The sequence below is a fragment of the Ottowia cancrivicina genome, assembly GCF_029813755.1.
Taxonomy (GTDB): Bacteria; Pseudomonadota; Gammaproteobacteria; order Burkholderiales; family Burkholderiaceae_C; genus Ottowia; species Ottowia massiliensis.
The window spans coordinates 1-22,044 of record NZ_JARVII010000017.1 but is presented as its reverse complement, the minus strand read 5'-3'; the positions used below and the strand labels follow the sequence as shown (position 1 = coordinate 22,044).

The window sequence follows — 22,044 nt, the reverse complement described above, 5'->3', positions numbered from 1 at the left end:
CAGCCATGAACCAGCAACAGATGGACCAGATCGCCAGCGGCAAAGGCTTCGTCGCCGCGCTTGACCAAAGCGGCGGCAGCACGCCCAAGGCGCTCAAGCTCTACGGCCTTGACGAATCGGCCTGGCAGAGCGAAGCGCAAATGTTCGACCTGGTGCACGCCATGCGCGCGCGCATCGTGCAAAGCCCCGCCTTCGATGGCCGCCGCGTGCTGGGCGCCATCTTGTTCGAGATGACGATGGACCGCGAATTCGACGGCCTGCCCGCCGCCGATTACCTGTGGCAGCGCAAGCGGGTCGTTCCTTTCCTGAAAGTGGACAAGGGCCTGGCCGATGAGGCCGACGGCGTGCAGCTGATGAAGCCCATGCCCCAGCTGGACAGCCTGCTGGCGCGCGCCGCTGGCAAAAACATCTTCGGCACCAAGATGCGCTCGGTCATCCACGCGGCCAATGCCCGGGGTATTGCCGCCGCGCTGGATCAGCAATTTGCCGTGGGCCAGCAAATTCTCAAAGCGGGCCTCGTGCCCATTCTGGAGCCGGAAGTGAGCATCAAGGCCGCCGACAAGCCGCAGGCCGAAAGCCTGCTCAAGGCCGGCTTCATTGAGCGGCTGGACGCACTGCCCGGCGATCAGAAAGTGATGCTCAAGCTCACGCTGCCCAGCGTGGCGGGCGCTTATGGCGATCTGGTGAAACACCCGCGCGTGCTGCGCGTGGTGGCCCTCTCGGGCGGCTACAGCCGCGATGAATCCAACGCGCTGCTGGCGCAAAACCCCGGCGTCATCGCCAGCTTCAGCCGCGCTCTGACCGAAGGACTGACGGCCCAGCAAAGCGATGCCGAATTCAACGCCGCGCTGGACAAGGCCATCGAATCCATCTATCAGGCTTCCATCGCCTGACCGGCGCTCGGAACCTGCTCATGATCTGGCCGTGGGCGCGAAAAGAACGAATCCGGCCGGAGCGAGTTCAAGCGGCAGGCGGGCCATCTCCGGGATGGGTACACATTTCGCTCTTTTCTTCATAGCGCCATGTCCTAGTGCACATTGCGCGAAGCGCCGTTTTGATTGCCTTGAATCAGCTCCTTTTTTTGAGTGTCGCCAAGCAGGCAGGGCCGGCCTGAAGGCGCAGCTCCGGCCCTCAGCCGCGCCGGAGTCTGCTCACGGCGAATCATCTTGAACAGCCCATTGAAACAGGCCGCCCGCGCCATCAGGCCGGGCGGTTTTTTTCATGGGATTGAACATTCATCACGCGCCAGCGCGTGTGGCATGCAACGCACAAAGCGGTAACGAAATGATGGTCTGGCACGCCCCGCCGTCATGCACGCGCAGCAGCTTTGGGCGGCCTTCAAGACGGTTTTGCAGGCAAGGCGATTACGTTTTCTGAAAAATTTCTGCTTTCATTTTCAAGCAGAACATTTCGTAATGCCTTTGGCGCAAGTGCTTCATATAGTGCCCCGTTCGCGTTTGCGGCATGCGCTGCCCGCCATGCGGCAAACAAAGTTTCGTTATTTAGACAGGGATTGAAGAAATGACTTATATCCGTCCTCACCTTCCGCCTCCCCCGCCTCCTCCTCCGCCGCCGCCTCCTCCTCCCCCGCCGCCCAAGCCTGAAGTGGAGAAAAAGGCGGTGGCCACGCCCCAGCAAGGGGGCGGTCAGCAGTCTGATGCGCAGTCGGCCGGACAGCAATCGCAGGACAAGGCCGGACAGGGAGCCAATTCCCTCTCTGAAATGGCCCTCGGCCAGAAGGCTGAAACCAAAGCCGCGCTGACCCCCATCCAGCAAAAGGCGCTGGCGACCGATCGCGCCGTGCAAACGGCCAGCCAAGCCAACCAGACGCTACAGGACGTGAGCGCCGCCACGCATGGCCGCAGCGCTGCGCTGCCGCATCTGCAAAGGAACGTGGAAGTCACGCAGGCCGATCTGAAAACCGCCGTGGCCGACGAAGTGAAGGCCCACGTGCAAGCCAGCCTGCCGCAAGGCCAGCAGCCCACGCAGGCGGATTACGCGCAGGCCATGCAAGTTGTCTCGCAGCGCCATCAGGACAACCCGGCCAGCGCCGCGCTACTCAAGCAGGCCGCGCCAGCCGAGGCCGGAAACGCTTCCGGGCCTGCGGCCGCCGGGCAGAAACCGCAGAAAGAACCCACAAGCGATCCAACCACGCCGGAGGGCATGAAAGAGCGCTTTCCTGACGAGATGGGCAGCCGCAGCCAGCAGGAACAGCAGGAAGCCGCCGATGCGTCCCGGCAACTGCGCGACGGCAATGCCGAAGAGAAAGTGCAGGCCATGACCACGCTCAGCCGCTATCTGCCGGATCAAAGCGTGGACTCGCTGAGCAAGGAGCTGCGCGTTGAAAACGACCCCACCGTGCAGAAGGTGCGCCAAGACACCAAGGCGCGCGAAAATATGCGCACGCTGGCTGACCCCAAGTCTTCAGCCGCGCAGCGTGCCGATGCCGCCATTGGCCTGGCCAACCGCCTGAATGAAATGAAGCTGGTGCCCGGCAAGGCGGGCGAAGTGGTCAAGAAGTATCTGAAGGACTTCCCATCGGTTGAAAGCGTCACCAAATCGCTGAACAAACTCAGCGACCCGGCAGCCACGGATGCCGAAAAGGCTTCCGCCGTTATGAAGCTGGGCCAGGATCTGGGCAAGGCCCTGCCCGGCAAGGTAGGCGATGCGCTCAAACCTTTCCTTGACAAGCTGCCCGGTGCGCAAAAAGCCGTGGATGCCTACAACGTCCTGAGCAACCCTGAGAAATCGGCGGCGGACAAGATCAAGGCGGGGCTGGACCTGGCTGACGGTCTGGGCAAGCTCGCGCCTGAAAAACTGGGCGACGCGCTCAAGCCTTATCTCAGCGCGCTGCCGTCTGGCAAGGCGCTGGTGGACGCCATCACGACCTGGGCCAAGCCTGACGCCAGCGCGCTCGACAAGGCCAAGGCCACACTGGATCTGGCCAATGCCATCAAGACCTCCGTGGGCGACGCCTTCCCGCAGCTGGCAGGCCACTTGCGCTATGCCGACTCCACGCTGAAGAGCGTGGGGCATGCGCTGACGCTGCTCGACCCCAATGCCTCGCTCAAAGACAAGGCTGAAGCCGCTTTGGGACTGACGGCGGAAGTGCCGCAGATTGCAGGCGACCTGCAGGAACTCAAAAAATTCCTCACCGAAGGCGGTATCGAAGCGGCCAATGCCAGCAAGATCACCAACGAAATCAAGAATCTGCCCGCCGTCAAGCAGCTGCCCGAAGGGCTGGTCAGCAAGCTTGACCCTGCCGTGGCCGAAAACCTCACGCCCGAGCAGGCCAGCCGCCTGTCCAAGCTCTACAGCGAAGGCGACAAGTCATTGCAGGAAGCCTTGGGCAAAACATTGCCTAACCTGAAAGAGTCGGCTTCCGTGGATGCGCTGCTGTCCGCCGTGGAAGGCGTGGAAGACAAGGCCGCGCGCAAAGGCTTGCTGGACGCCGTGGGCGGCCTCAAACCCGGCATGGCTGATTCGTTGCTGGCCGACACCATCAACGGCAAGCCTGCCTCTGAAGCGCTGGCGGGCATTTTCAAGAGCCTGGACGGCGACACCGCCACCAAGCTGGCCGGCATGCTGGCTGATGCTGATGACAAAGCCGTGCGCTTTGCCTTGCAAATGGCCGACTCGGTTGATGGCAAGGCGCTCAAGGAAACGCTGGCAGTCATTGGCGACAGCAAAGTGGCCGGACAGGCCCTGCGCGCCTTCGCCAACATGATGGACAAGTTCGGCGTGAAGCTGACGAGCGAAGTGGCCTCTAAGCTGCTCAAGGGCCTTGCCAAGGCCGTGCCGATGGCAGGCGCCATACCCGCTGGCATAGACGCGGCAAAGATGGCCGAAATTGCCGCTGACCCCAATGTGCCTGCCGACATCCGCTACATGGCCCTGCAAGCCGCCAAGCTCAACGGCGTGGACGCAGCGCTGAGCGTAGCCGAGCCATTCATCGCTGAATTTGGTGTTCCCATCGCTGTGGACGTGACGCTGGCCGTGGCCGAAGTGGCCATGGATGTGGTTGTGACCAGCCAGCTGGAGCAGGCCAAGGAGCAAGGCAATGCCTATCAGGCCCCCGACTGGCTCAAGGCAAGCAACGTCGTTCTGGCTGCCGCCCAGGGGCCGACGGGCGCGCTGGAGCTGGCCAGCATTTACGGCCCCGAAGGCGCAACCGAGCTTGTCGGCGCTGTCTCCCGCATGGCGGGCAGCGCTGCCATCAAGGGCACGGAAGTCGCCAGCACCCTGGCCGCTCAAGGCGTGGGCGCGGGCATGAAGATGACCGCCGAAGGCATGCATGCGCTGGCCGACATGATCCGCCACCCTGAAAAATTTGGCGCCGCAGCCGAGCAAATCGTCAATGGCGCGATCGGCAAGCTGGGCGAACTCGCCAAGGGCGCGGGCGAACTCGCAACCGCCGCCAAGGAGCAGTTCGACCAAATCGTGGGCGATCTCCGGAAACTCGGCGAAAAGGGCCTGCAAACCCTGGGCTGGATTGCATCCCACCCGGGCGAAGCCGCGCAGAAAGCCGCTCAGGCGCTGTCTGACATGGCCAGCGAAGCCCTCCGTCTGGGCACCGAAGCGGGCAAGAAGATCGTCCAAGGCGTGATGAATGCGCTTGATGCGGCTCAAAACGCGCTGCAAGCCGCTGGCGAAGCCGGATTGCAGGCGCTGGAAAACGCCAAGAAAGCCATTGACGGCGTGATCGACAACGCCATCAAGGCCGGTGAAAAAGGGCTGGAAACGCTGGCCTGGATTGCCACGCACCCCGGCGAAGCCGCACGCATTGCCAAGCAGGGCCTGTCCGACCTCATTGCCAAAGGCGGCGAGCTGGCGCAAAAGGCCTGGGATACGGTCATTGCGCAAGGCAAACAGGCTGTGGACGCCGCCGTGGACATCGCCCACAAGCTGCGCGACGCGGGCAAAGCGGGCGTGGAAATGCTCCAGTACATCGTCAACAACCCCGGCGAAGCCCTCGACAAAGTGCGCCAGGCCGCGCTCGACGGCCTGCAAGAAATTGCCAAGGGCGTGGGAGAAGCCGCCGAGCAGGCGGTGGACGCCGTCACCACCTTGGTGGACAGCGGCATCAAGGAAGCCCAGAAAACCGCCCAGCACCTGCTCACCGAAGGCGGCGCAGCCGCGCAGCGCATCATCGACACATGGGGCAAGGAGCTGTCCGAAGGCGGCAAAGCCGTCATTGACGGCCTGAAAGACCTGGGCGACGCTGGCGCGGAAGCGCTTGGCAAGATGGCCGACGCAGGCGTCAAAGCTGCGCAGGACATCTACAACACGCTCAAGGGCGATGGCGTGCCTTTCGTTCCCTTCATCTGAGAACCGGCCGTGAGGGGCGGATCGGGATGGCCTGCAAGGCGCAAGCCGCAGCAGGCCTTGCCGTCCGCTTGTGGCCCGATGGGACGTTTGCAAGGCCCATGAGCACTCGCGTGGGTGTTTTCGCCCCCTCACGGCCAGCTCATGAACAGGTCTTCAGCCTTCCTGGCCCCTCGCGCTCTCGCCACGAGGGGCCGAGGCGGATTTACAGTCACGGCCTTTGCTCCAGAGAAAAAACGTGACTGAACTCTCCCCCGATCTGGCATCCGCCCTCCAGGCGCGCTTTGGCGTGCGGTTTTCGCAAGGCATGGCCGTGCGCGAGCAGCATGGCCGTGATGAATCCATCTTCAAAGTGCCGCCGCCGGCTGCCGTGGTTTTTGCCGAAAGCACGCAGGACGTGCAAGACGCCGTGCGCCTGTGCGCTGCGCACCGCGTGCCCGTCATCGCCTACGGCGCTGGCTCGTCAGTGGAAGGGCATCTGCTGGCCGTGCAAGGCGGCGTCAGCCTGGACGTCTCGCGCATGAACCACATCCTGGCCGTCAATGCCGAAGACCTCACCGTCACGGTGCAGCCGGGCGTCACGCGCGAGCAGCTCAACGAGCACGTGCGCCACGCGGGCCTGTTCTTTCCCATTGACCCGGGCGCCAATGCCTCGCTGGGCGGCATGTGCGCCACGCGCGCCAGCGGCACCAACGCCGTGCGCTACGGCACCATGCGCGACAACGCGCTGGCCCTGCAAGTTGTCACCCCGCAAGGCGAAGTCATCCGCACCGGCACGCGCGCCAAAAAAAGCAGCGCGGGCTACGACCTCACGCGCCTTTACGTCGGCAGCGAAGGCACGCTGGGCGTCATCACCGAAATCACGCTGCGCCTGTATCCGCTGCCCGAAGCCGTCACGGCGGCCATCTGCACCTTCGCCAGCCTGCAAGACGCCGTGCAGACCGTCATCAAAACCATTCAGCTGGGCGTGCCCATCGCCCGCGTAGAGCTGATCGACGCGCACTCCGTGAGCCTGATCAACGCCTACAGCAAGACCAGCCTGCGCCAAGCGCACATGCTGCTGATGGAGTTTCACGGCTCGCCCGCCAGCGTGCGCGAACAGGCCGAAACCGTGCAGGCCATCGCCCACGAACACCAGGGCAATGACTTTGAATGGGCCAGCGCCCCCGAAGAGCGCCGCCGCCTCTGGGCCGCGCGGCACAACGCCTACTTTGCCGCCGTCAGCAGCCGCCCCGGCTGCCGCAGCATCTCCACCGACGTGTGCGTGCCCATCTCGCGCCTGGCCGATTGCCTGCTGCAATCGGTCGATGAAGTCAATGCCAGCGGCATTCCCTACTTTCTCGTGGGCCACGTGGGCGACGGCAACTTTCATTTCGGCTACCTGATCGACCCGGACGACGCCAGCGAGCGTGAGCGCGCCGAGCAGCTCAACCGCCAGCTCGTGGCCCGCGCCATTGGCATGGGCGGTACCTGCTCCGGCGAGCACGGCGTGGGCCTGCACAAAATGGACTTTCTCGAGCAGGAAGCCGGCGAGGGCGCGCTGGACGTGATGCGAGCCATCAAGCAGGCGCTGGACCCGCTGAACATCATGAACCCCAGCAAGATCTTCCGGCTCCAGGGCTGAAGCGGCCGCCTCCTGGCTGCTGCGAGCAGGCCCCAGCCGCAGCAGGCGGCAAAGCGCGTAGGCACAATCTGCCGTTTGCTTTTTTGCGGGGCGGATTTTGCGAATCAAGGACAAGGAGTGCAGCCATGTGGCGGCTTGAGGCCCGGCCTGCGCCTTCGCGCGTGTGGGTGTGGGCCTCGCCCGTCCTGGCGCTGGCGCTGACCACGCTGCTGGGCATGCTGCTGTTTGCCGCGCTGGGCAAAGACTCCGCGCGCGGGCTGCAAGTGTTTTTCTGGGAGCCGGTGCGCAGCGTTTACGCGCTGGGCGAGCTGGGTCTGAAGGCCGCGCCGCTTTTGCTGATGGCGCTGGGGCTGGCGCTGGCGTTCCGCTCGAACGTGTGGAACATCGGCGCAGAAGGGCAGTTCGTGATGGGCGCGGTGTTTGCAGGCGGCGTGGCGCTGGCCGCTGACGCCAGCGCGGGCGGCTTGACGCTGCCGGCCATGCTGCTGGCGGGCGCGGCGGGCGGCATGTGCTGGGCGGCCATTGCGGCGCTGCTGCGCGACAAGTGCCATGCCAGCGAGATTTTGGTGAGCCTGATGCTGGTTTACGTGGCCGTGCAGGTGCTGGGCTATCTGGTGTATGGGCCGTGGAAAGACCCGCAGGGCTACAACTTTCCGCAAACGCGCCTGTTTGGCCCGGCCGCGCAGCTGCCGCGCCTGATGGACGGCTCGCGCCTGCATGCGGGGCTGCCGCTGGCGCTGGCGGGCGCGGCGCTGCTGTGGGTTTGGCTGTTTCGCACGCGCGCGGGCTTTGCGCAGCAGGTGTGCGGGCTGGCGCCGGCGGCGGCGCGCTATGCGGGCTTTTCGTCGCGGCGCGCGCTGTGGACGGCCATGCTGGCCTCGGGCGGCGCGGCGGGGCTGGCCGGGGCGCTGGAGGTGGCAGGCCCTTTGCGGCAGCTCACGCCCAACGTGCCGGCGGGCTATGGCTTTGCGGCCATCATCGTGGCTTTTGTGGGGCGGCTGCATCCGCTGGGCATCGTGCTGGCGGCGCTGCTGATGAGCATGTTCTATATCGGCGGGGAGCTGGCGCAGTCGCGCCTGGGGCTGCCCAAATCCATCACGGGCGTGTTTCAGGGGCTGCTGCTGTTTGCGCTGCTGGCGTGCGACACGCTGGTGCATTACCGCATCCGCCGGGGAGGGCGCTGAACGCCATGCAAGCCTACGCTCTTCTTCTGGCCGCCACGCTGAACGCGGGCACGGTGCTGGCGCTGGCCGCGCTGGGGCTGCTCATCAACGAAAAGGCGGGCATCGTCAATCTGGGCGCCGAGGGCATCATGCTGTGCGCCGCGCTGGTCGGTTTTGCCACGGTGGTGCACACGGGCAGCGACTGGCTGGGCTTTGCCGCAGGCGCGGGCGCGGGCGCGCTGCTGGCCGCTGCTTTTGGCGCGCTGGTGATCTGGCTGGGCGCCAACCAGTACGCGGCGGGGCTGGCGCTGAGCCTGTTTGGCGGCGGCCTGTCGGCTTTTGCAGGCATTGGCTATGTGCAAGAGCGCCTGCCCGATCGCCCGCGCTTTGACTGGCTGGGGCTGGGCGATGTGCCTTTTGCCGGCCCTGCGCTTTTTCGCCATCACCCGCTGGTGTATCTGACGGCGCTGCTGGCGCTGGCGCTGGTTTGGCTGCTGTGGCGCACGCGCGCCGGGCTGGTGCTGCGGGCCGTGGGCGAAGCGCCGCAGTCGGCGCACGCGCTGGGCTACCGCGTGCGCCTGATTCGCCTGGCCGCCGTCACGGCGGGCGGCGCGCTGTGCGGGCTGGCGGGGGCGTATCTGTCGCTGGCCTACACGCCGCTGTGGGCCGAGGGCATGGTGGCGGGCAAGGGCTGGATTGCGCTGGCGCTGACCACGTTTGCCACCTGGCGGCCCGCCCGCGTGCTGCTGGGCGCTTACCTTTTTGGCGGCGTGACCATGCTCCAGCTGCACCTGCAAGGCCAGGGCGTGCAGTGGCCCAGCCAGCTCATGACCATGCTGCCCTACCTGGCCACGATTGCCGTGCTGGCGCTGATTTCGCGCAACCCGGCCTGGATACGCGCCAACATGCCCGCTTCGCTGGGCAAGCCGTTTCATCCGGCCGGGTAGCGCTGGGCGGAGCGCATCAAAAACAAGAGCAAATATAAAGGGGTAGAAATGCCGTCTTGCGCAGGTTGCACTAAGACCTCATGCTCTGCTTTCAGGAGCGAATATGAACTGTCTGAAACCGTGCCAGCCCGCTTTTTCAGGCCCTGCTCATGCCTTTGCCGCATCGGCCTTGCAGCTCAAGGATTGAACGTGATCTTGACGATGGCGTGGCCCGACTTCAGGTAGAGCGCATCGTCCGGCCCCACAGCCAAGGCGCGCAGCGCACGCACGTTGCTTGCCACGGGCACGAACTGCGTCTGGCCAGCCGCCTTGCGGTAGAGGGTGGATTTCACGCCGTCCCGCCGCGCATCGGCGGAAGCCGAATACACATTGCCCCGGCTGTCGATGGCCACCAGCGATGAATTGGGCAGCTGGTCGGTCAGCACGCTCAAATCAGGCACGGAAACCAGCCGGCTCACGCGCCCGGCGGCAGGGCATGAATCGGTCACGTAAATGCGGCCATCGGCGCTGCCGATCAGATAGTTGATGGAAGTGGTGAAGTGAAAATGAAGGAGAGACAATGAGCACTTTCGACAGCACCAAGCGGTTATTGCCCGAGATCCTGACTGAAATCGTCAAGGCAAAGATTCAATTGCCGGACTTTCAGCGGGGTTGGGTGTGGGATGACCAGCACATTCGCAGTTTGCTGGTGAGCATCGCAAGGTCATTCCCGGTTGGGACAGTCATGCTTCTGGAGACAGGTGGCGAGGCCAAGTTCCAGGTACGGCCAGTGGAAGGAGTTTCGCCCCCATCAGGTGCCTCGGATGCGGAGCTTCTGATTCTCGACGGGCAACAGCGGCTCACCACTTTGACGCAAGTCTTGGCCACGAAGAGTGCGGTGAATACCCGCACCGAAAAGGGTAAGCCGATTCGAAGACACTACTACTGGAACATCGAAGTGGCACTGGAAGGCGGAGACCGCCTAGAGGATGCTATCGAGGCCATCGAAGAGGACAAGATTAAACGCTCCAACTTTGGCAGGCAGATCGATCTTGATTTGAGTACGACGCAGAAAGAGTGCGAGCAGCTGTACTTTCCGTGCGAGCAGATCCTGAACTCCGACGCATGGGAAGAAGCCCTGCAGGAGTACGCGCCCGAAAAATTTGGCCTGTACATGCAATTCCGTCGGCAGGTATTGAATGCCTTCCGCAACTACCAGCTCCCTGTGATCCAGCTGGGTAAGGCTACGACGAAGGAGGCCGTCTGCTTAGTCTTCGAAAAGGTAAACACCGGCGGTGTCCCTCTCAATGTGTTCGAACTGGTCACGGCTACCTATGCCGCTGACGGCTTTAATCTGCGCGATGACTGGCATGGCAACGCGGCCCGCAATGTCTCGGGACGGTATCAGCGCTTGTGCAAAGAGGCGCTACTGTCACAGGTGGAGTCGACGGACTTCCTACAGGCCGTATCGATGTTGCACACACTGGAGTTGCGCCGCGCCGATGTGGCGTCGGGGAAAACAGGAAAGTCTGTGCAACCGGTGAGCGCAAAACGTGTCTCGATACTTGCGATGCCCCTGAGCGCGTATGCCAAATGGGCAGACGAGGTGGAAGCAGGCTTCCTTCTCGCGGCCAAGTTCCTACGCAAGGAATGTGTGAAAAGCCCACGCGAATTGCCGTATCGAACACAACTGGCCCCACTCGCCTCGGTACTCGCGCACTTGCGCGAACGCTGGCTTGAGCCGCGCATTTACCAAAAGCTTTCTCACTGGTACTGGAGTGGTGTTCTCGGCGAACTCTATGGCAGTGCCATCGACACTCGCATCGCAAACGATGTCGAGGATCTTCTGCAGTGGATCGAGAGTGACGACGCAATACCTCGAACCATTGCAGATGCGGCGTTCAGCCCAGACCGCTTGGACACGATGACATCGCGCCTGTCAGCCGCGTACAAGGGCCTAAATGTGCTGGTGCTTCGCGAAGGGGCGCAAGACTTCTTCTGGAAGGCAAAGATTCAGGAACTCGACGACGAGGAACTTGCGCTGGATATTCATCACATCTTCCCGCAGAACTGGTGTGAAAAGAACGGGATTAAGCGCGCCGTCTACAACACAGTCGTCAATAAAACACCAATCTCTTACAAGGCTAACCGAATGATCGGTGGGCATGCGCCATCCATCTATCTGGCCAAGTTACAGGCGCACACGCAGGTTCAGCTTACAGATGCGCAGATGAACGCCATTGTTGGCTCGCACCTTGTTGATACGACCGCACTCCGGGCCGATGATTTCGACAGCTTCTACAAGGCCAGAAAGGCTGCTCTGGTCAAGCTGGTTGAACGAGCAATGGGTAAGGCAGCGTCTGCTTGAGCGTGAAGCGCCCGGCAGGGCTGCTTTGCACGTTGCCATCGCTGACATGCACCGTGCGCCACGTGCCGGGCGTGCCCTGCATGCGCGCGTCCATCACGTGCAGCACGCCGTCCGCCGAAAAAGCCATGCCGGCTGGCAGGCAAAAGCTCGCTTGCGGCCCTGCGCCATCCAGCGAGGCCGCGCCCGCTTCGCACGACGCGCGCGCCACCCCGGCCACGGCGGAGATGCGGCCATCCGCAGCCACCCGCCAGATGCCCGTGGCCTGGCCCGCTGCGGGGTAGCCCGGCGCCGTCGTCAGCGAATAGGTTTCGCACACGCCGCCCGCATCCAGGCCGCCATATGGCCCGCCATCGCTCACATACAGCACGCCGCCCTTCACGGCCAGGCCTGCCGGGCGCACGAAACGGGCCAGGGCCGCGCCCGCTTGCGGCAGCGCGCCCGTGGCCACGGTGCTCACCTTGCCATTGGGCGCAATCTTGCGCACGGCGTCCGCCTGCCCGCTGTCTGCGCGGCAAGGCCGGTCGGTCAGATAAACCGCACCATCAGCGGCCACCGTCATGGCGTGGGTGATGTAGCCAAAGCGGCTTTGCAGCGGGTCGTCCGCATCCACGCGCCCGCAGGCCTTGGCCGGATCGGCCTCCAGCGAGCCGGCCAGCAGCGTCGCGCGGCCATTGGGCACATCGGGCAGCGCGGCAGCGCCGGGCGTGGGGCTGGGAGGTGGCGTGGGCGAAGAATCGCCATCCCCGCCGCAAGCCGCCAGCAAAAGGCTGGCGGCAATGGCGCAAAGGCTAGCGTGTGAAAGGCGGAAAAACTTCATGACGAAAACTCCTTTTCAAGAATCGAAAAACAGGATTGCCATCCGGCTTCAACCCGGTTTCACCAGGCGCCTGCCCAATATAGGCCGAAGTAAAATACGTCCGGCGCGCGGAAATGAGCCTCGCCATGATAATGCCAGGCATTTGAAAAACCGGGCGGAAACCCTGCAATACCGCTTTTTCCATGCCGGATGCTCCCAAATATTCATTGCGGCGAGCCATTTCATGCCATTCATTCGCGCCAGAGCCTGTTTCACTTTTGCAAAAGGAATTTCTCATGACTCAACCCGGTATTGCATCCGCCGCTTTCGCCCGGCAACAGGCGGCCATTTTGGCGCAGGCGCTGCCCTATATCCGCAAATATCACGGCAAAACCATGGTCATCAAATATGGCGGCAACGCCATGACCGACCCTGCCTTGCAGGCGGCGTTTGCCGAAGATGTGGTGCTGCTCAAGCTGGTGGGCATCAACCCCGTGGTGGTGCACGGCGGCGGCCCGCAAATTGAAGCGGCGCTCAAGCGCCTGGGCAAGCAGGGCCACTTCATTCAAGGCATGCGCGTGACCGACGCCGAAACAATGGAAGTGGTGGAATGGGTGCTGGCTGGCGAAGTGCAGCAAGACATCGTGGGCCTGATTCACCAGGCGGGCGGGCGGGCCGTGGGCCTGACGGGCCGCGACGGCGGCCTGATCCGCGCACGCAAGCTCCGGCTGCCCGACAGCAAAGACCCCGCCGTGGTGCACGACGTGGGCCAGGTGGGCGAAATCGTGCAGATCGACCCCGGCGTGGTGCAGGCGCTGCAAGACGACCGCTTCATCCCCGTGGTCAGCCCCATCGGCTTTGGCGAAAACAACGAGAGCTACAACATCAATGCCGACGTGGTGGCCGCGCGGCTGGCCACGGTGCTGGAAGCCGAAAAGCTGCTGATGCTCACCAACATTCCGGGCGTGCTCGACCGAAACGGCGCCCTGCTGCCGGAGCTGACGGCGCAGCAAATCGAGGCGCTATGCGAAGACGGCACGATCTCCGGCGGCATGATTCCCAAAATCGCCGGCGCGCTCGATGCCGCCCGCAGCGGCGTCAATGCCGTGCACATCATCGACGGGCGCGTGCCGCACGCCATGCTGCTGGAAGTGCTGTCCGACCAGGCTTTCGGCACGATGATTCGCTGTGCGTAAAAACCGGGCGGCCTGATTGAAAACAAAAAGAGCGGCATGCGTTTGCTGCCGCTCTTTTTTTGCGCGCGTTCAGGCCGCTTTCTGATAGGTGTAAATTCCCAGCCGGTTATTGACCAGATAGAAAATGGGAGTGAACAATTTCATCCAGCCGGGCAGCATATGCTTCATTTCGTCGGTGAAATTGACATAGCCAATCTGTTTGAGCGCCGGATTGAGTTTCACGACTTCGCTGCCGTCTTTCACGCCCCAGTTGAGTTGGGCCGAGGTGTTTTTCACCACGTCGTGCAAAGCGGCTTTTTTCACCATGCCCTTGTACAGCAGATCAAGCTGCGCCTCGAAATCATCAAAACCCCCGGTCAGGATGGAAAGAAACGCCTTCACATCCTTTTCTTCCAGGTACATCAGCACGCCTTCGGAAATGATGAGAAGCTTTCTGCCCGCCCGGTCAATATCCTGCGGCCAGGAAGCGTCGAGCAGCGATTTGCCTATGGAAATGGAGCGCGGCGTATCAGGCAGCAGCAGGCGGCGTTTTTCAATGACCTCGGGCAAGTCCAGGTTGTACCAGCGGATCTGGCCGTTATCCACGCGCTCGAACCGGGTGTCAAAACCGCAGCCGACGGAAACCACCACGCAATCCGGGTATTTTTCAATGAATTTGCGCGCTTCGCGGTCCATGATTTTGGCCCGCGCCAGAACGCCGTAATAAGAGGCGCGCGCCGTATTGAATTTTGAAAAGTCGTAGTCGATTTTCTGAATCAGCTCCGCCGCCTTGCGGTCATTGAGCTTCGGGTGCTCGCTTTGGGCGTCCTTGGCCCGCATGTACAAAGTAATGAGCAGGGTTTCGGCCACGCCGCCCAGGTCCACTTTCATTTCGATCTCCTTTTTCGCGCAGAATAAAAGTTATTCCCATTGCGAGAATTATAGGCGGCGCATCCAGAACCCTCCGCACCGCCGTCTTCTTCTTTTTGCGTCATGCCCTCTCATTCCCGCCCCTCGCAGCCTGCCCGCGCCTCGTTCCGCAGCATTCGTCTGCCCGCGTCAAATGCTTTGCGGCGGCACTTGCGCCAGCGTCACGCGCTGTGGCTGCATGGCTGGCTGATTGGCTTGCTCACGCTGGCGGCCATGTGGAGCGCCAGCGTCGCGCTGCGACTGGCGGGGCTTGATTGGCTGGCGCTGCGCTACGCGCTCTGCATAGGCGCGGGCTACGCCGTCTATTTGTTGCTGCTGCGTTGCTGGGCTGCCTGGCTGTTGCGCCAGCGGCGGGCGGCAGACGCGCCCGATCCGGTAACAGACCTGCTGGATGCCGCCGCCGACGCCTCTGCCCGCTCTGCCGGAGACGACGCGCTGGCCGCCAGCGGTGAAGACGGCGACTTCGCGGGCGGCGGCGCCAGCGGCTCTTTCGACGCGGAAGAAGGCGGCGTGGATGCCCTGCTGGATAGCGCCGCCGAAGGCATCGTCGATGGCGTGGTGGATGCAGGCGGCGCGGCGGAAGAAGGCGCGGTGGTGCTGATTCCCGTGCTGCTGATCTTCGCGCTGGCGCTGGTGTCTTTTGTGGGCGCGGGACTGCTGTTGCTGCTGCTGTTCGGCACCGATGTGCTGCTGGCTGTGGCCGTGGAACTGGCGTTTGCCTGGGCCGCCGCGCGCACGGCCACGCGGCTTCAGCGCCAGGGCTGGCTGACTGCCGCCATTCGCCTGAGCTACAAGCCGCTGCTGGCGGCGCTGATCAGCGCCACGCTGCTGGGCGCGGCGATTGACTATCTGGCCCCCGGCGCCCGCACCTTGCCCGAAGCCGTGCGGCTGCTGCGGTCGGGAAGCGCCTGAATCCATTTCTCAGCCGCCGTCATGTGCGCGGCGATTCATTGAAGCGGATCACCAAGGGGAGAGAAGTGCGGCGTCTGCCGGGGCCCTTGCTGCGATGAGCGGGAGAGGCCCCATTGGCGCAGCGCCCGGCAGATGATGAATGCCATCTTTGACGTGCAGACCATTGGCTGCCAATGATGCGCGCAGCCAAAGGCCCTGCCTTGGGGGGCGCCCCGCGTTGAACGTTGAAAGCGGGTGCGCAACATTTTCGCCGCTGGCGCCAGCGCCACATTGCAGCAGATACGATGGAGCTGCTGCCGACTGTGCTCGTGCGCTTGAGCGCTGCAAGAGCCTTTTTGTGAGGGTGTTTATACGTATAGGTGCGGATCAACTTATCGAATGGGCGCGGGCATGTTCGGCGGGAAAATCAAGCGCTGCCAGCAACACATCTTCAAGGTAAAGCCCCAAACGCTGGATTGGGCAGAGGATTTTGCCTGGCTGAGCCAATCGAGAAGACTGAGCAAGGACTACGAGGTCACTGCCCTCTTCAGCTGAAGCCTTCGTGAAGATCGCTTGCATTCGGCGCATGCTCAGGCTTTCTGGATAATTTTAAGGATAGGCTCTAAGAATATTTGGGAAATTTGTCTGTTTTGATTTTGGAATTTTAATTCATGGCCAACCAAACCGTTCCTGCTCATCACATTGAGAAGTTGTCCTTGTCTGCCGACGGTCTGCTCCAATTGCAAGGCTGGGCTTTGGAAACCGTTGCCATACATGTTTATGTGGATGGCGGTTCTTTGTTTTCACTGGCGTGCGATCAAGAAAGAAACGATGTGCTTGATTATTTCAACCTGCCGCAGGAAGCAGCCTGTCCGGGATTTGCGGGCATGCAATCCATTCGGCGGGATTTCTTCTCGGCAGTATCGGTTTCCATTTTTGGTGAGCGTAAGAAAGGCGATCGTTATTCAATTTTAAAGACGCAGCTTGTTCCGTCCGAAAATATTCATTCGTGGCGTGGCCTGTATGATGAAAACCCCTTGCACGAAAATAATGCATTTTATTTTCCGATCGCTACTAGCCGCGTAGCAAGCGGCGGCGCAGAAGGCATTCGAGAGACTTTCTCTCCTTTTGAAAGTCCAACAATGAAAGTGGGCATCCGCACGCAAATTCTGTATTTGCGCACCATATTGGGGCGCGAAGGAGATTTTGCGTTCGATCCTGATTTTGTTCCAAACAAGAAGTGCGATCACAACGAGCGCTTGGTGGCCGAAGACAGTCTGCATGCTGTCATGGATCATGCCATCCGGACACAAACTCCAGTATTGTTCACGCTCAATGGTGGCATTTGGGCTGATTCGGCAGGCCAGTCGCTGGAGTGGGACATTAATGATGTACTGGAGCAGGATGAATCTCTGTGCCAGTGGAATCAATTCAACCAGGTCATGCCTGACACCGCGCTATCCAATCTTCCCGGCTCTGTCGATTCTCCCGAGCTGGGGCGCAGCATCAGCCTGAATGTATACATGGAAAAGCCCCGCTTTTACAAGAAAAGAAATTTGTAGGCTGCCTGCCGCATCATTAATGCCTTTCGAGAAAAACATCCATCGCTCTTCATTGGCGTGAATCTGGATGCTGATGTGTACATGAATCCGTTTTTTCCAAAATTGGAAAATCCGCAGTGGTACGACTATAACCCGCAGACGCTGCGGCAATTCCGTCATTGGCTGCGTGGTGACGGCCCTTATGCAGGAAATGCTGAAGACGGTGTTCCGGATTTATCAAGCTATCGGCGCAAGAAATGTTTGACGCTGGCCCGTGTCTCGAAACTGGCGAAAAAGAAGTTTGCAACCTGGGCTGATGTCCAGCCACCCCGCCAATTTCTCTGGCACGTTTTTCTATCGCGCACCACGCCGCGCTGGTTGCGTGAATATGTACATTTCACGAAAAATCCGTGGATTGCGCTGTGGGCACAGTTTCGCCGTCATCTCGTGCAGCTTCATTACGACGAACTTTCACAATGGGTGGCAGAAACAGGTATTCCGTCCGACCGTATTTATTCCTCGCAGGGTTTCATGGAACCCACAATCCGGCTTGATCCACTGGCCGAGCGCATCGACAGCCCAGTGAAAAACTATGATACGGGTGGCGCCAGCATTGAAGGCGCTTGTCCCAAAAACGGTCACCTGGGTGTCATTATTTACGGGCAGTGCGCTACCAATAATATTATTACGGAAAGCAAGACTTCTTTATTCAATGAGTTCCGCCGCAATAGCGCCGAATGGGCGGTGGTGGAACACAATACGGGTAATCTGACACGCGCCGATTTTCTGGGAAGCTATGCCGATGCTTATCGCTCGTTGCGAGACATCATTCATTACGGCAGCCGCTTTGTTTCCAGCATGGCCTGGAATGGCAGCCCGGGTGAGCAGCACGGCCAGCCCGGTTTTCTGGGCTACACCAGTCTGCGCCGGTCTCCGCTGGAAGCGGCCATGATTGACATCATGCAGGCGCGAGCCGGGCTGCCTCGCCAGGCGCGACTGTGGACTTTTGGTGCGGGCGAACATGTGGATAGCGACGGCTGGCTCGTCAATGGTGAAGCTGCCCGCCCTGTGCGTGTCAGTTGTTTGCTGCTGGGCACGCACTCTCCACAAGAGAGCATCACGCTCGACTCTCCGCCTGAACTGGCCTGGCCGCTGTCCACTGGCAGCCGCATATTGTTGAAAGTTCATCAGCCATCTGCTGCCCAGGCTGTTCGCGTGAAAGTCAGCGCCAGATCTGAAAACGGCTTGTGGCGGGAAATTTCGCCATTCACGCCCTTTTCAGCCCTGCCCCAAACCGCCTCCTGCCTGACGCTTGAGATGCCGGCCTGCTCCTGGAGCGCGTATCAGCTCCGTCTCACATTGGTTAACCTGCCCGCCGCCGGGCTGGCGCTCAATGTCGTTGCGCTGTTGCCTGGCCAGGCATGAATGTGCGCATGCCGCAGGCATCGCATTCAGGCTTTTGGCCGCGCATGAAAAACGCGGATTTCCACAATCGGAAGGACTCCGTCCACGCCTTCAGCGCCCGTGCGCCTGCTGTTGAGCTTGGGCGGCGGCTTTTTGGGCGAATTCGGCGCGCAGGGCCTTGAGTTTTTCGCGCGGGTCTTCACGGACGGTGGCGGCGTCCAGCGCCATTTCGGCGATGAAGCGGCTGGGCTGGGCGGCGATGGTTTCGCGGCCTTTTTTGCGGCGGCGCGTCCAGCTCACGGCCAGGGTTTGGCGGGCGCGGGTGATGCCCACGTACATGAGGCGGCGCTCTTCTTCGATGCGGGCGGCCGCTTGTGCGCCGCCGCCGTCTTCGCTGGCGCGAAAGGGCAGCACGTCTTCCGTGACGCCGGCCAGGATGACGTGGGGCCACTCCAGCCCCTTGGCGGCGTGCAGGGTGGAGAGGGTGACGACGTCGGGGTCTTGCTCGCGTTCGGCCAGCGAGGAGATGAGCGAGACGGTCTGCGCCACGTCCAGCAGGCTGCTTTCGGCGCGGGCGCCGGCGCCGGTTTCATCGCCCGCCTGGCCGCCGCAGCGGGCGGCCATCCAGTCGCAAAACTCCTGCACGTTGTGCCAGCGGGCGGCGGCTTGCTCTTTGCTGTCGGCGCTGTCGAGCAGGTGTTTTTCGTAGGCGATGTCTTGCAGCCACTCGCTTAGCAGCTGGCGCGCGGCGCCGTGGCCCACGGCGTGGCGGGCCTGCTGCTGCTGGCGGCTGACGAGGCGGCCAAATTCATGCAGCGCGGCCACGGCGCGCGCGGGCAGGGCGGCGGGCAGCGAGTGGGCAAAAAGCGCGCCAAACAGCGACAGGCGCGCGCGGCTGGCGAATTCGCCCAGCGCGGCCAGCGTCTGGTGGCCAATGCCCCGGCGCGGCGTGGTGGCGGCGCGCATGAAGGCCGGGTCGTCGTCTTCGTTGATCCACAGGCGCAACCAGGCGCACAAGTCCTTGATTTCGGCGCGGTCAAAAAAGCTCTGCCCGCCAGAAACCTTGTAAGGGATTTGCGCGCGGCGCAGGGCCTGCTCGAATGCCTTGGCCTGGTGGTTGGCGCGGTAGAGCACGGCAAAGTCGCGCCAGCTGCGCTGCGGCGCGGTAGCGCGCAAGGACTGGATGCGCGCCACGGCCCGCTCGGCTTCATGCTGCTCGTGGTCGCAGGCCAGCACGCGCACCGGCTCGCCTTCGCCCAGGCTGGAATACAGGCGCTTGGGAAACAGCTTGGGATTGGGGCCGATCACGTTGTTGGCCGCGCGCAAGATGGCGCCGGTGGAGCGGTAGTTCTGCTCCAGCTTGATGACTTTGAGCTGCGGAAAGTCGCGCGGCAGCTGGCGCAAGTTGTCCAGCGTGGCGCCGCGCCAGCCGTAAATGCTCTGGTCGTCATCGCCCACGGCGGTGAAGTTGGCCGCCTGGCCCACCAGCGCCTTCATCAGCTGGTATTGCGTGGCGTTGGTGTCCTGGTATTCATCGACCAGCGTGTGCGCCAGGCGTGCCTGCCACTTTTGCGCCACTTCGGGCTGCGTGAGCAGCAGGCGCAGCGGCAGGCCGATCAAATCGTCAAAGTCCACGCTCTGGTAGGCGGCCAGGCGCTCGTGGTAGCGGGCCATGATTTGCGCGGTCTGGCGCTCGATTTCGCCTTGGGCCTGCGCGGCGGCTTCTTCGGGCGAGAGGCCCGCGTTTTTCCAGCGGCTGATGGCCCATTGCCACTGGCGGGCCGTGGCGCTGTCGGTGGTTTTGCCGCAGTCTTTGAGCAAGCTCAGCGCGTCGTCGCTGTCCAGAATGCTGAAGCCAGGCTTCAGGCCCAGCGCCGCGCCATCTTCGCGCAGCAGGCGCACGCCCAGCGCGTGAAAGGTGCAGATGATGACCTGGCCTGCCTCCTTGCCCGCCAGCTGGCGGGCGCGCTCGCGCATCTCGGCGGCGGCCTTGTTGGTGAAGGTGATGGCCGCAATGCGGCTGGCCGGCACGCCTGTTTGCATCAGCCGCGCAATCTTGTGGGTGATGACGCGCGTCTTGCCCGAACCGGCCCCGGCCAGCACCAGGCAAGGGCCGCGCAAATGGTTCACGGCGTCTTGCTGGGCGAGGTTCAGGCCATCGGCGGACATGGGGCGAAGCAGGCAAAAAAGCGGGCAATCATAGGCAGGCGTCCAAGGCGCCGCTGCCGCTGCCTCGCCGCAGGGGTGTTGATGGAGCCAAAAGGGCCGCAAGTCCTAGTGGAATGGGCGCGGGGTGCTATCGAATCAAGAGCAATAGAAGGGCTCAAGAAAGAGCGCCCGAAGCCTGCCCGAGAGCAGGCTCTCACGCCTGCGCCGCGTAACCGCGAACAATCGTCCAAACTCGTCCCTGCGCTGGGCGTGAACTACATCGTCGAAGCCGACGAGCAAACCGCCCTGCTGCGGGCGGAAGAAGCGTTGAAGGTCGTCTGAAAACACCGCTTTATCTTTCCAACCGCAGCAGCAGCGTTACTAATCCTTCCGCACAGGTTTCCGCCCGATTTTTGATTTCATCCGTGCTGTAAAGCGCAGGCGACGTGCCGTGGAAATAAAACGGGTCGATATAGTTCATTTGCGTGTAATAGGCTGTTTGTTCGAGGTTTTTGCAAAACTCGTACACGCGGAAATGCGCTTCGCCGTCGGCGCGGTAATCCTGTTCGGGCGCGCCGATTGTGATGCTGGGCACGAAGTTTTTACCCTTCAATTTATCGCCGCCCGTACCGTAGGCAAAACCGTAAGTCAGCACGCAGTCGAAATACTGCTTTAAAATCGCGGGCATGTTGTACCAATAGAGCGGATATTGAAACACAATGGTCCGATGGCGCAGCAATGCCTGCTGCTCGGCGGCGGAATCGATTCGGTAGTCGGGATACAGCGCGGTGAGGTCGCGGATTTCGATGTCCAACCCGCTGTTTTGCAGGTGTCCGATAACGGCTTTGTTGGCTACGGATCGGCTGAAATCGGGATGCGCCAAAATGACGAGGGTCATGATTATTCCTTCTTGGATATTGAGAACGGTGCGATTGTAGGCAGCCGGAAACAGTCGATCAATAACTATCCTTTTGAATAGGTGGAATAATGAAAACAGAATGTCAAAGCGAATATTTCGGCTTCAGCGGCAAAACTTACCCATGCCCGCTGAGTGTGGCGATGGATTTGGTCGGCGGCAAATGGAAGGCGGTCATCCTCTACCACCTGCAAGGCGGTGCAAAACGCTTCGGCGAACTGCACGAATGTCTTCCGGGCATCACCGAAACAATATTAAGCCGCCTGCTCAAACAGTTGGAACACGACGGACTGGTGTCGCGGCAGGTATTTGGTATCAAACCGCCGTTGAAAACGGAATATGCCTTGACGGTATTCGGCGGCAGTTTTCTGCCCGCACTGGCCGCCCTGACCGACTGGGGTAACCAAGTGGTAACGGAACGCGGCAGCTTATCGGTGCAAACCCGACGTGCCCTGTAACAAAAACCCTTACCGCTTTATCAACAAGCCGAACCCGCTTTCAGACGGCCTTTGTCCTTCATTCTGCCCGCCCCAAGGAAAACACCACATGATGTCGCAAACCCCCGCATCCCCCGCCCCGCGCGACTGGCTGCTGCTTATCGACGGCAGCACCTACAAATTCACGCTGACCGGTTTTTATCTGGTCGCGCTGGTCGCTATTTTGAAAAACCATGGTTACAGCCTGAACCAACTGAGCTGGATATATTTAATCGGCGGTATCGAAGCGGCGAAGGTGTTATTTGAAGCGCGCCGCCTGCACGCCGCGCGGCGCCAGCGGCATGACGGCGCGGGCAATGGCGTTGATGTGATCGGGCGTGGTGCCGCAGCAGCCGCCCAC

At 61.9% G+C, this 22,044-nt stretch carries 21 protein-coding genes; 13 read left to right on the top strand and 8 right to left on the bottom strand.

What is annotated here, in order from left to right:
• Positions 1-5: 5 nt before the first annotated feature.
• The 6 genes from QB898_RS08800 to QB898_RS08775 all read left to right on the top strand — a co-directional run bounded on the left by QB898_RS08800 (position 6) and on the right by QB898_RS08775 (position 9,059).
• Positions 6-893 carry a fructose bisphosphate aldolase gene (locus QB898_RS08800; RefSeq protein WP_279524646.1) on the top strand — a complete coding sequence of 296 codons (888 nt, stop codon included), beginning with the start codon at positions 6-8 and terminating at the stop codon, positions 891-893.
• Positions 894-1,310: 417 nt separating this feature from the next.
• Positions 1,311-1,517 carry a hypothetical protein gene (locus tag QB898_RS08795; RefSeq protein WP_279524645.1) on the top strand — a complete coding sequence of 69 codons (207 nt, stop codon included), beginning with the start codon at positions 1,311-1,313 and terminating at the stop codon, positions 1,515-1,517.
• Between the two features lie 88 nt (positions 1,518-1,605).
• Positions 1,606-5,328, top strand: coding sequence for a hypothetical protein (locus QB898_RS08790; protein ID WP_279524644.1), 3,723 nt, complete (start codon positions 1,606-1,608; stop codon positions 5,326-5,328).
• Between the two features lie 235 nt (positions 5,329-5,563).
• Positions 5,564-6,949, top strand: a complete 1,386-nt coding sequence (locus QB898_RS08785) for an FAD-binding oxidoreductase (protein WP_279524643.1) — start codon at positions 5,564-5,566, stop codon at positions 6,947-6,949.
• A 125-nt stretch (positions 6,950-7,074) separates the two neighbouring features.
• Complete coding sequence (locus QB898_RS08780) at positions 7,075-8,133, top strand: ABC transporter permease (RefSeq protein WP_279524642.1); 1,059 nt, start codon at positions 7,075-7,077, stop codon at positions 8,131-8,133.
• 5 nt (positions 8,134-8,138) lie between these two features.
• Positions 8,139-9,059 (top strand): ABC transporter permease, encoded by a 921-nt coding sequence (locus QB898_RS08775; protein WP_279524641.1) that lies wholly within the window; start codon positions 8,139-8,141, stop codon positions 9,057-9,059.
• A 176-nt stretch (positions 9,060-9,235) separates the two neighbouring features.
• Here the strand turns inward: QB898_RS08775 and QB898_RS08770 are convergent, their stop codons facing one another.
• A complete protein-coding gene (locus QB898_RS08770) occupies positions 9,236-9,619 on the bottom strand; it encodes an NHL repeat-containing protein (protein ID WP_279524640.1) in 384 nt (127 codons plus the stop codon).
• On the opposite strand from QB898_RS08770, the gene QB898_RS08765 reads away from it, so the two are divergent.
• The gene (locus QB898_RS08765; protein ID WP_279524639.1) at positions 9,619-11,406 is read left to right on the top strand and encodes a GmrSD restriction endonuclease domain-containing protein; all 1,788 of its coding nucleotides are present in this window, start codon (positions 9,619-9,621) and stop codon (positions 11,404-11,406) included. The genes QB898_RS08770 and QB898_RS08765 overlap by 1 nt on opposite strands.
• On the opposite strand, the gene QB898_RS08760 is transcribed toward QB898_RS08765, so the two are convergent.
• Complete coding sequence (locus tag QB898_RS08760; protein ID WP_279524638.1) at positions 11,363-12,223, bottom strand: NHL repeat-containing protein; 861 nt, start codon at positions 12,221-12,223, stop codon at positions 11,363-11,365. The genes QB898_RS08765 and QB898_RS08760 overlap by 44 nt on opposite strands.
• Positions 12,195-12,500 carry a hypothetical protein gene (locus tag QB898_RS08755; RefSeq protein ID WP_279524637.1) on the bottom strand — a complete coding sequence of 102 codons (306 nt, stop codon included), beginning with the start codon at positions 12,498-12,500 and terminating at the stop codon, positions 12,195-12,197. Before QB898_RS08755 ends, QB898_RS08760 begins: the two co-directional genes overlap by 29 nt.
• Here QB898_RS08755 and argB point away from each other — a divergent pair.
• Positions 12,499-13,398, top strand: a complete 900-nt coding sequence (gene argB / locus QB898_RS08750; protein ID WP_279524636.1) for an acetylglutamate kinase — start codon at positions 12,499-12,501, stop codon at positions 13,396-13,398. The genes QB898_RS08755 and argB overlap by 2 nt on opposite strands.
• A 69-nt stretch (positions 13,399-13,467) precedes the next feature.
• On the opposite strand, the gene QB898_RS08745 is transcribed toward argB, so the two are convergent.
• Positions 13,468-14,268 carry a class I SAM-dependent methyltransferase gene (locus QB898_RS08745; protein WP_279524635.1) on the bottom strand — a complete coding sequence of 267 codons (801 nt, stop codon included), beginning with the start codon at positions 14,266-14,268 and terminating at the stop codon, positions 13,468-13,470.
• A 102-nt stretch (positions 14,269-14,370) separates the two neighbouring features.
• On the opposite strand from QB898_RS08745, the gene QB898_RS08740 reads away from it, so the two are divergent.
• Positions 14,371-15,219: a hypothetical protein gene (locus tag QB898_RS08740; RefSeq protein ID WP_279524634.1), complete on the top strand. Its 849-nt coding sequence runs from the start codon at positions 14,371-14,373 to the stop codon at positions 15,217-15,219.
• Positions 15,220-15,585: 366 nt separating this feature from the next.
• Here QB898_RS08740 and QB898_RS08735 read toward each other — a convergent pair whose 3' ends face one another.
• Entirely contained in the window at positions 15,586-15,777 is a 192-nt protein-coding gene (locus QB898_RS08735) for a hypothetical protein (protein WP_279524633.1), read from the bottom strand.
• A 92-nt stretch (positions 15,778-15,869) separates the two neighbouring features.
• Here QB898_RS08735 and QB898_RS08730 point away from each other — a divergent pair, with 92 nt between their 5' ends.
• Together QB898_RS08730 and QB898_RS08725 are read left to right on the top strand one after the other, a co-directional pair.
• The gene (locus tag QB898_RS08730) at positions 15,870-16,760 is read left to right on the top strand and encodes a hypothetical protein (RefSeq protein WP_279524632.1); all 891 of its coding nucleotides are present in this window, start codon (positions 15,870-15,872) and stop codon (positions 16,758-16,760) included.
• Between the two features lie 57 nt (positions 16,761-16,817).
• Complete coding sequence (locus QB898_RS08725; RefSeq protein ID WP_279524631.1) at positions 16,818-18,164, top strand: hypothetical protein; 1,347 nt, start codon at positions 16,818-16,820, stop codon at positions 18,162-18,164.
• Positions 18,165-18,254: 90 nt separating this feature from the next.
• On the opposite strand, the gene QB898_RS08720 is transcribed toward QB898_RS08725, so the two are convergent.
• On the bottom strand, positions 18,255-20,312 hold the full coding sequence (locus QB898_RS08720) for an ATP-dependent helicase (RefSeq protein WP_279524630.1): 2,058 nt from the start codon (positions 20,310-20,312) through the stop codon (positions 18,255-18,257).
• Positions 20,313-20,393: 81 nt separating this feature from the next.
• On the opposite strand from QB898_RS08720, the gene QB898_RS08715 reads away from it, so the two are divergent.
• Positions 20,394-20,633 carry a hypothetical protein gene (locus QB898_RS08715; protein WP_279524629.1) on the top strand — a complete coding sequence of 80 codons (240 nt, stop codon included), beginning with the start codon at positions 20,394-20,396 and terminating at the stop codon, positions 20,631-20,633.
• Positions 20,634-20,643: 10 nt separating this feature from the next.
• On the opposite strand, the gene QB898_RS08710 is transcribed toward QB898_RS08715, so the two are convergent.
• Positions 20,644-21,189, bottom strand: a complete 546-nt coding sequence (locus QB898_RS08710) for an NAD(P)H-dependent oxidoreductase (protein WP_279524628.1) — start codon at positions 21,187-21,189, stop codon at positions 20,644-20,646.
• A gap of 89 nt (positions 21,190-21,278) precedes the next feature.
• Here QB898_RS08710 and QB898_RS08705 point away from each other — a divergent pair, with 89 nt between their 5' ends.
• The gene (locus QB898_RS08705) at positions 21,279-21,665 is read left to right on the top strand and encodes a winged helix-turn-helix transcriptional regulator (RefSeq protein ID WP_279524627.1); all 387 of its coding nucleotides are present in this window, start codon (positions 21,279-21,281) and stop codon (positions 21,663-21,665) included.
• A 277-nt stretch (positions 21,666-21,942) separates the two neighbouring features.
• Here the strand turns inward: QB898_RS08705 and QB898_RS08700 are convergent.
• Positions 21,943-22,044: homocysteine S-methyltransferase family protein (locus tag QB898_RS08700; protein WP_279524671.1), on the bottom strand; the 102-nt coding region annotated here is incomplete at its 5' end.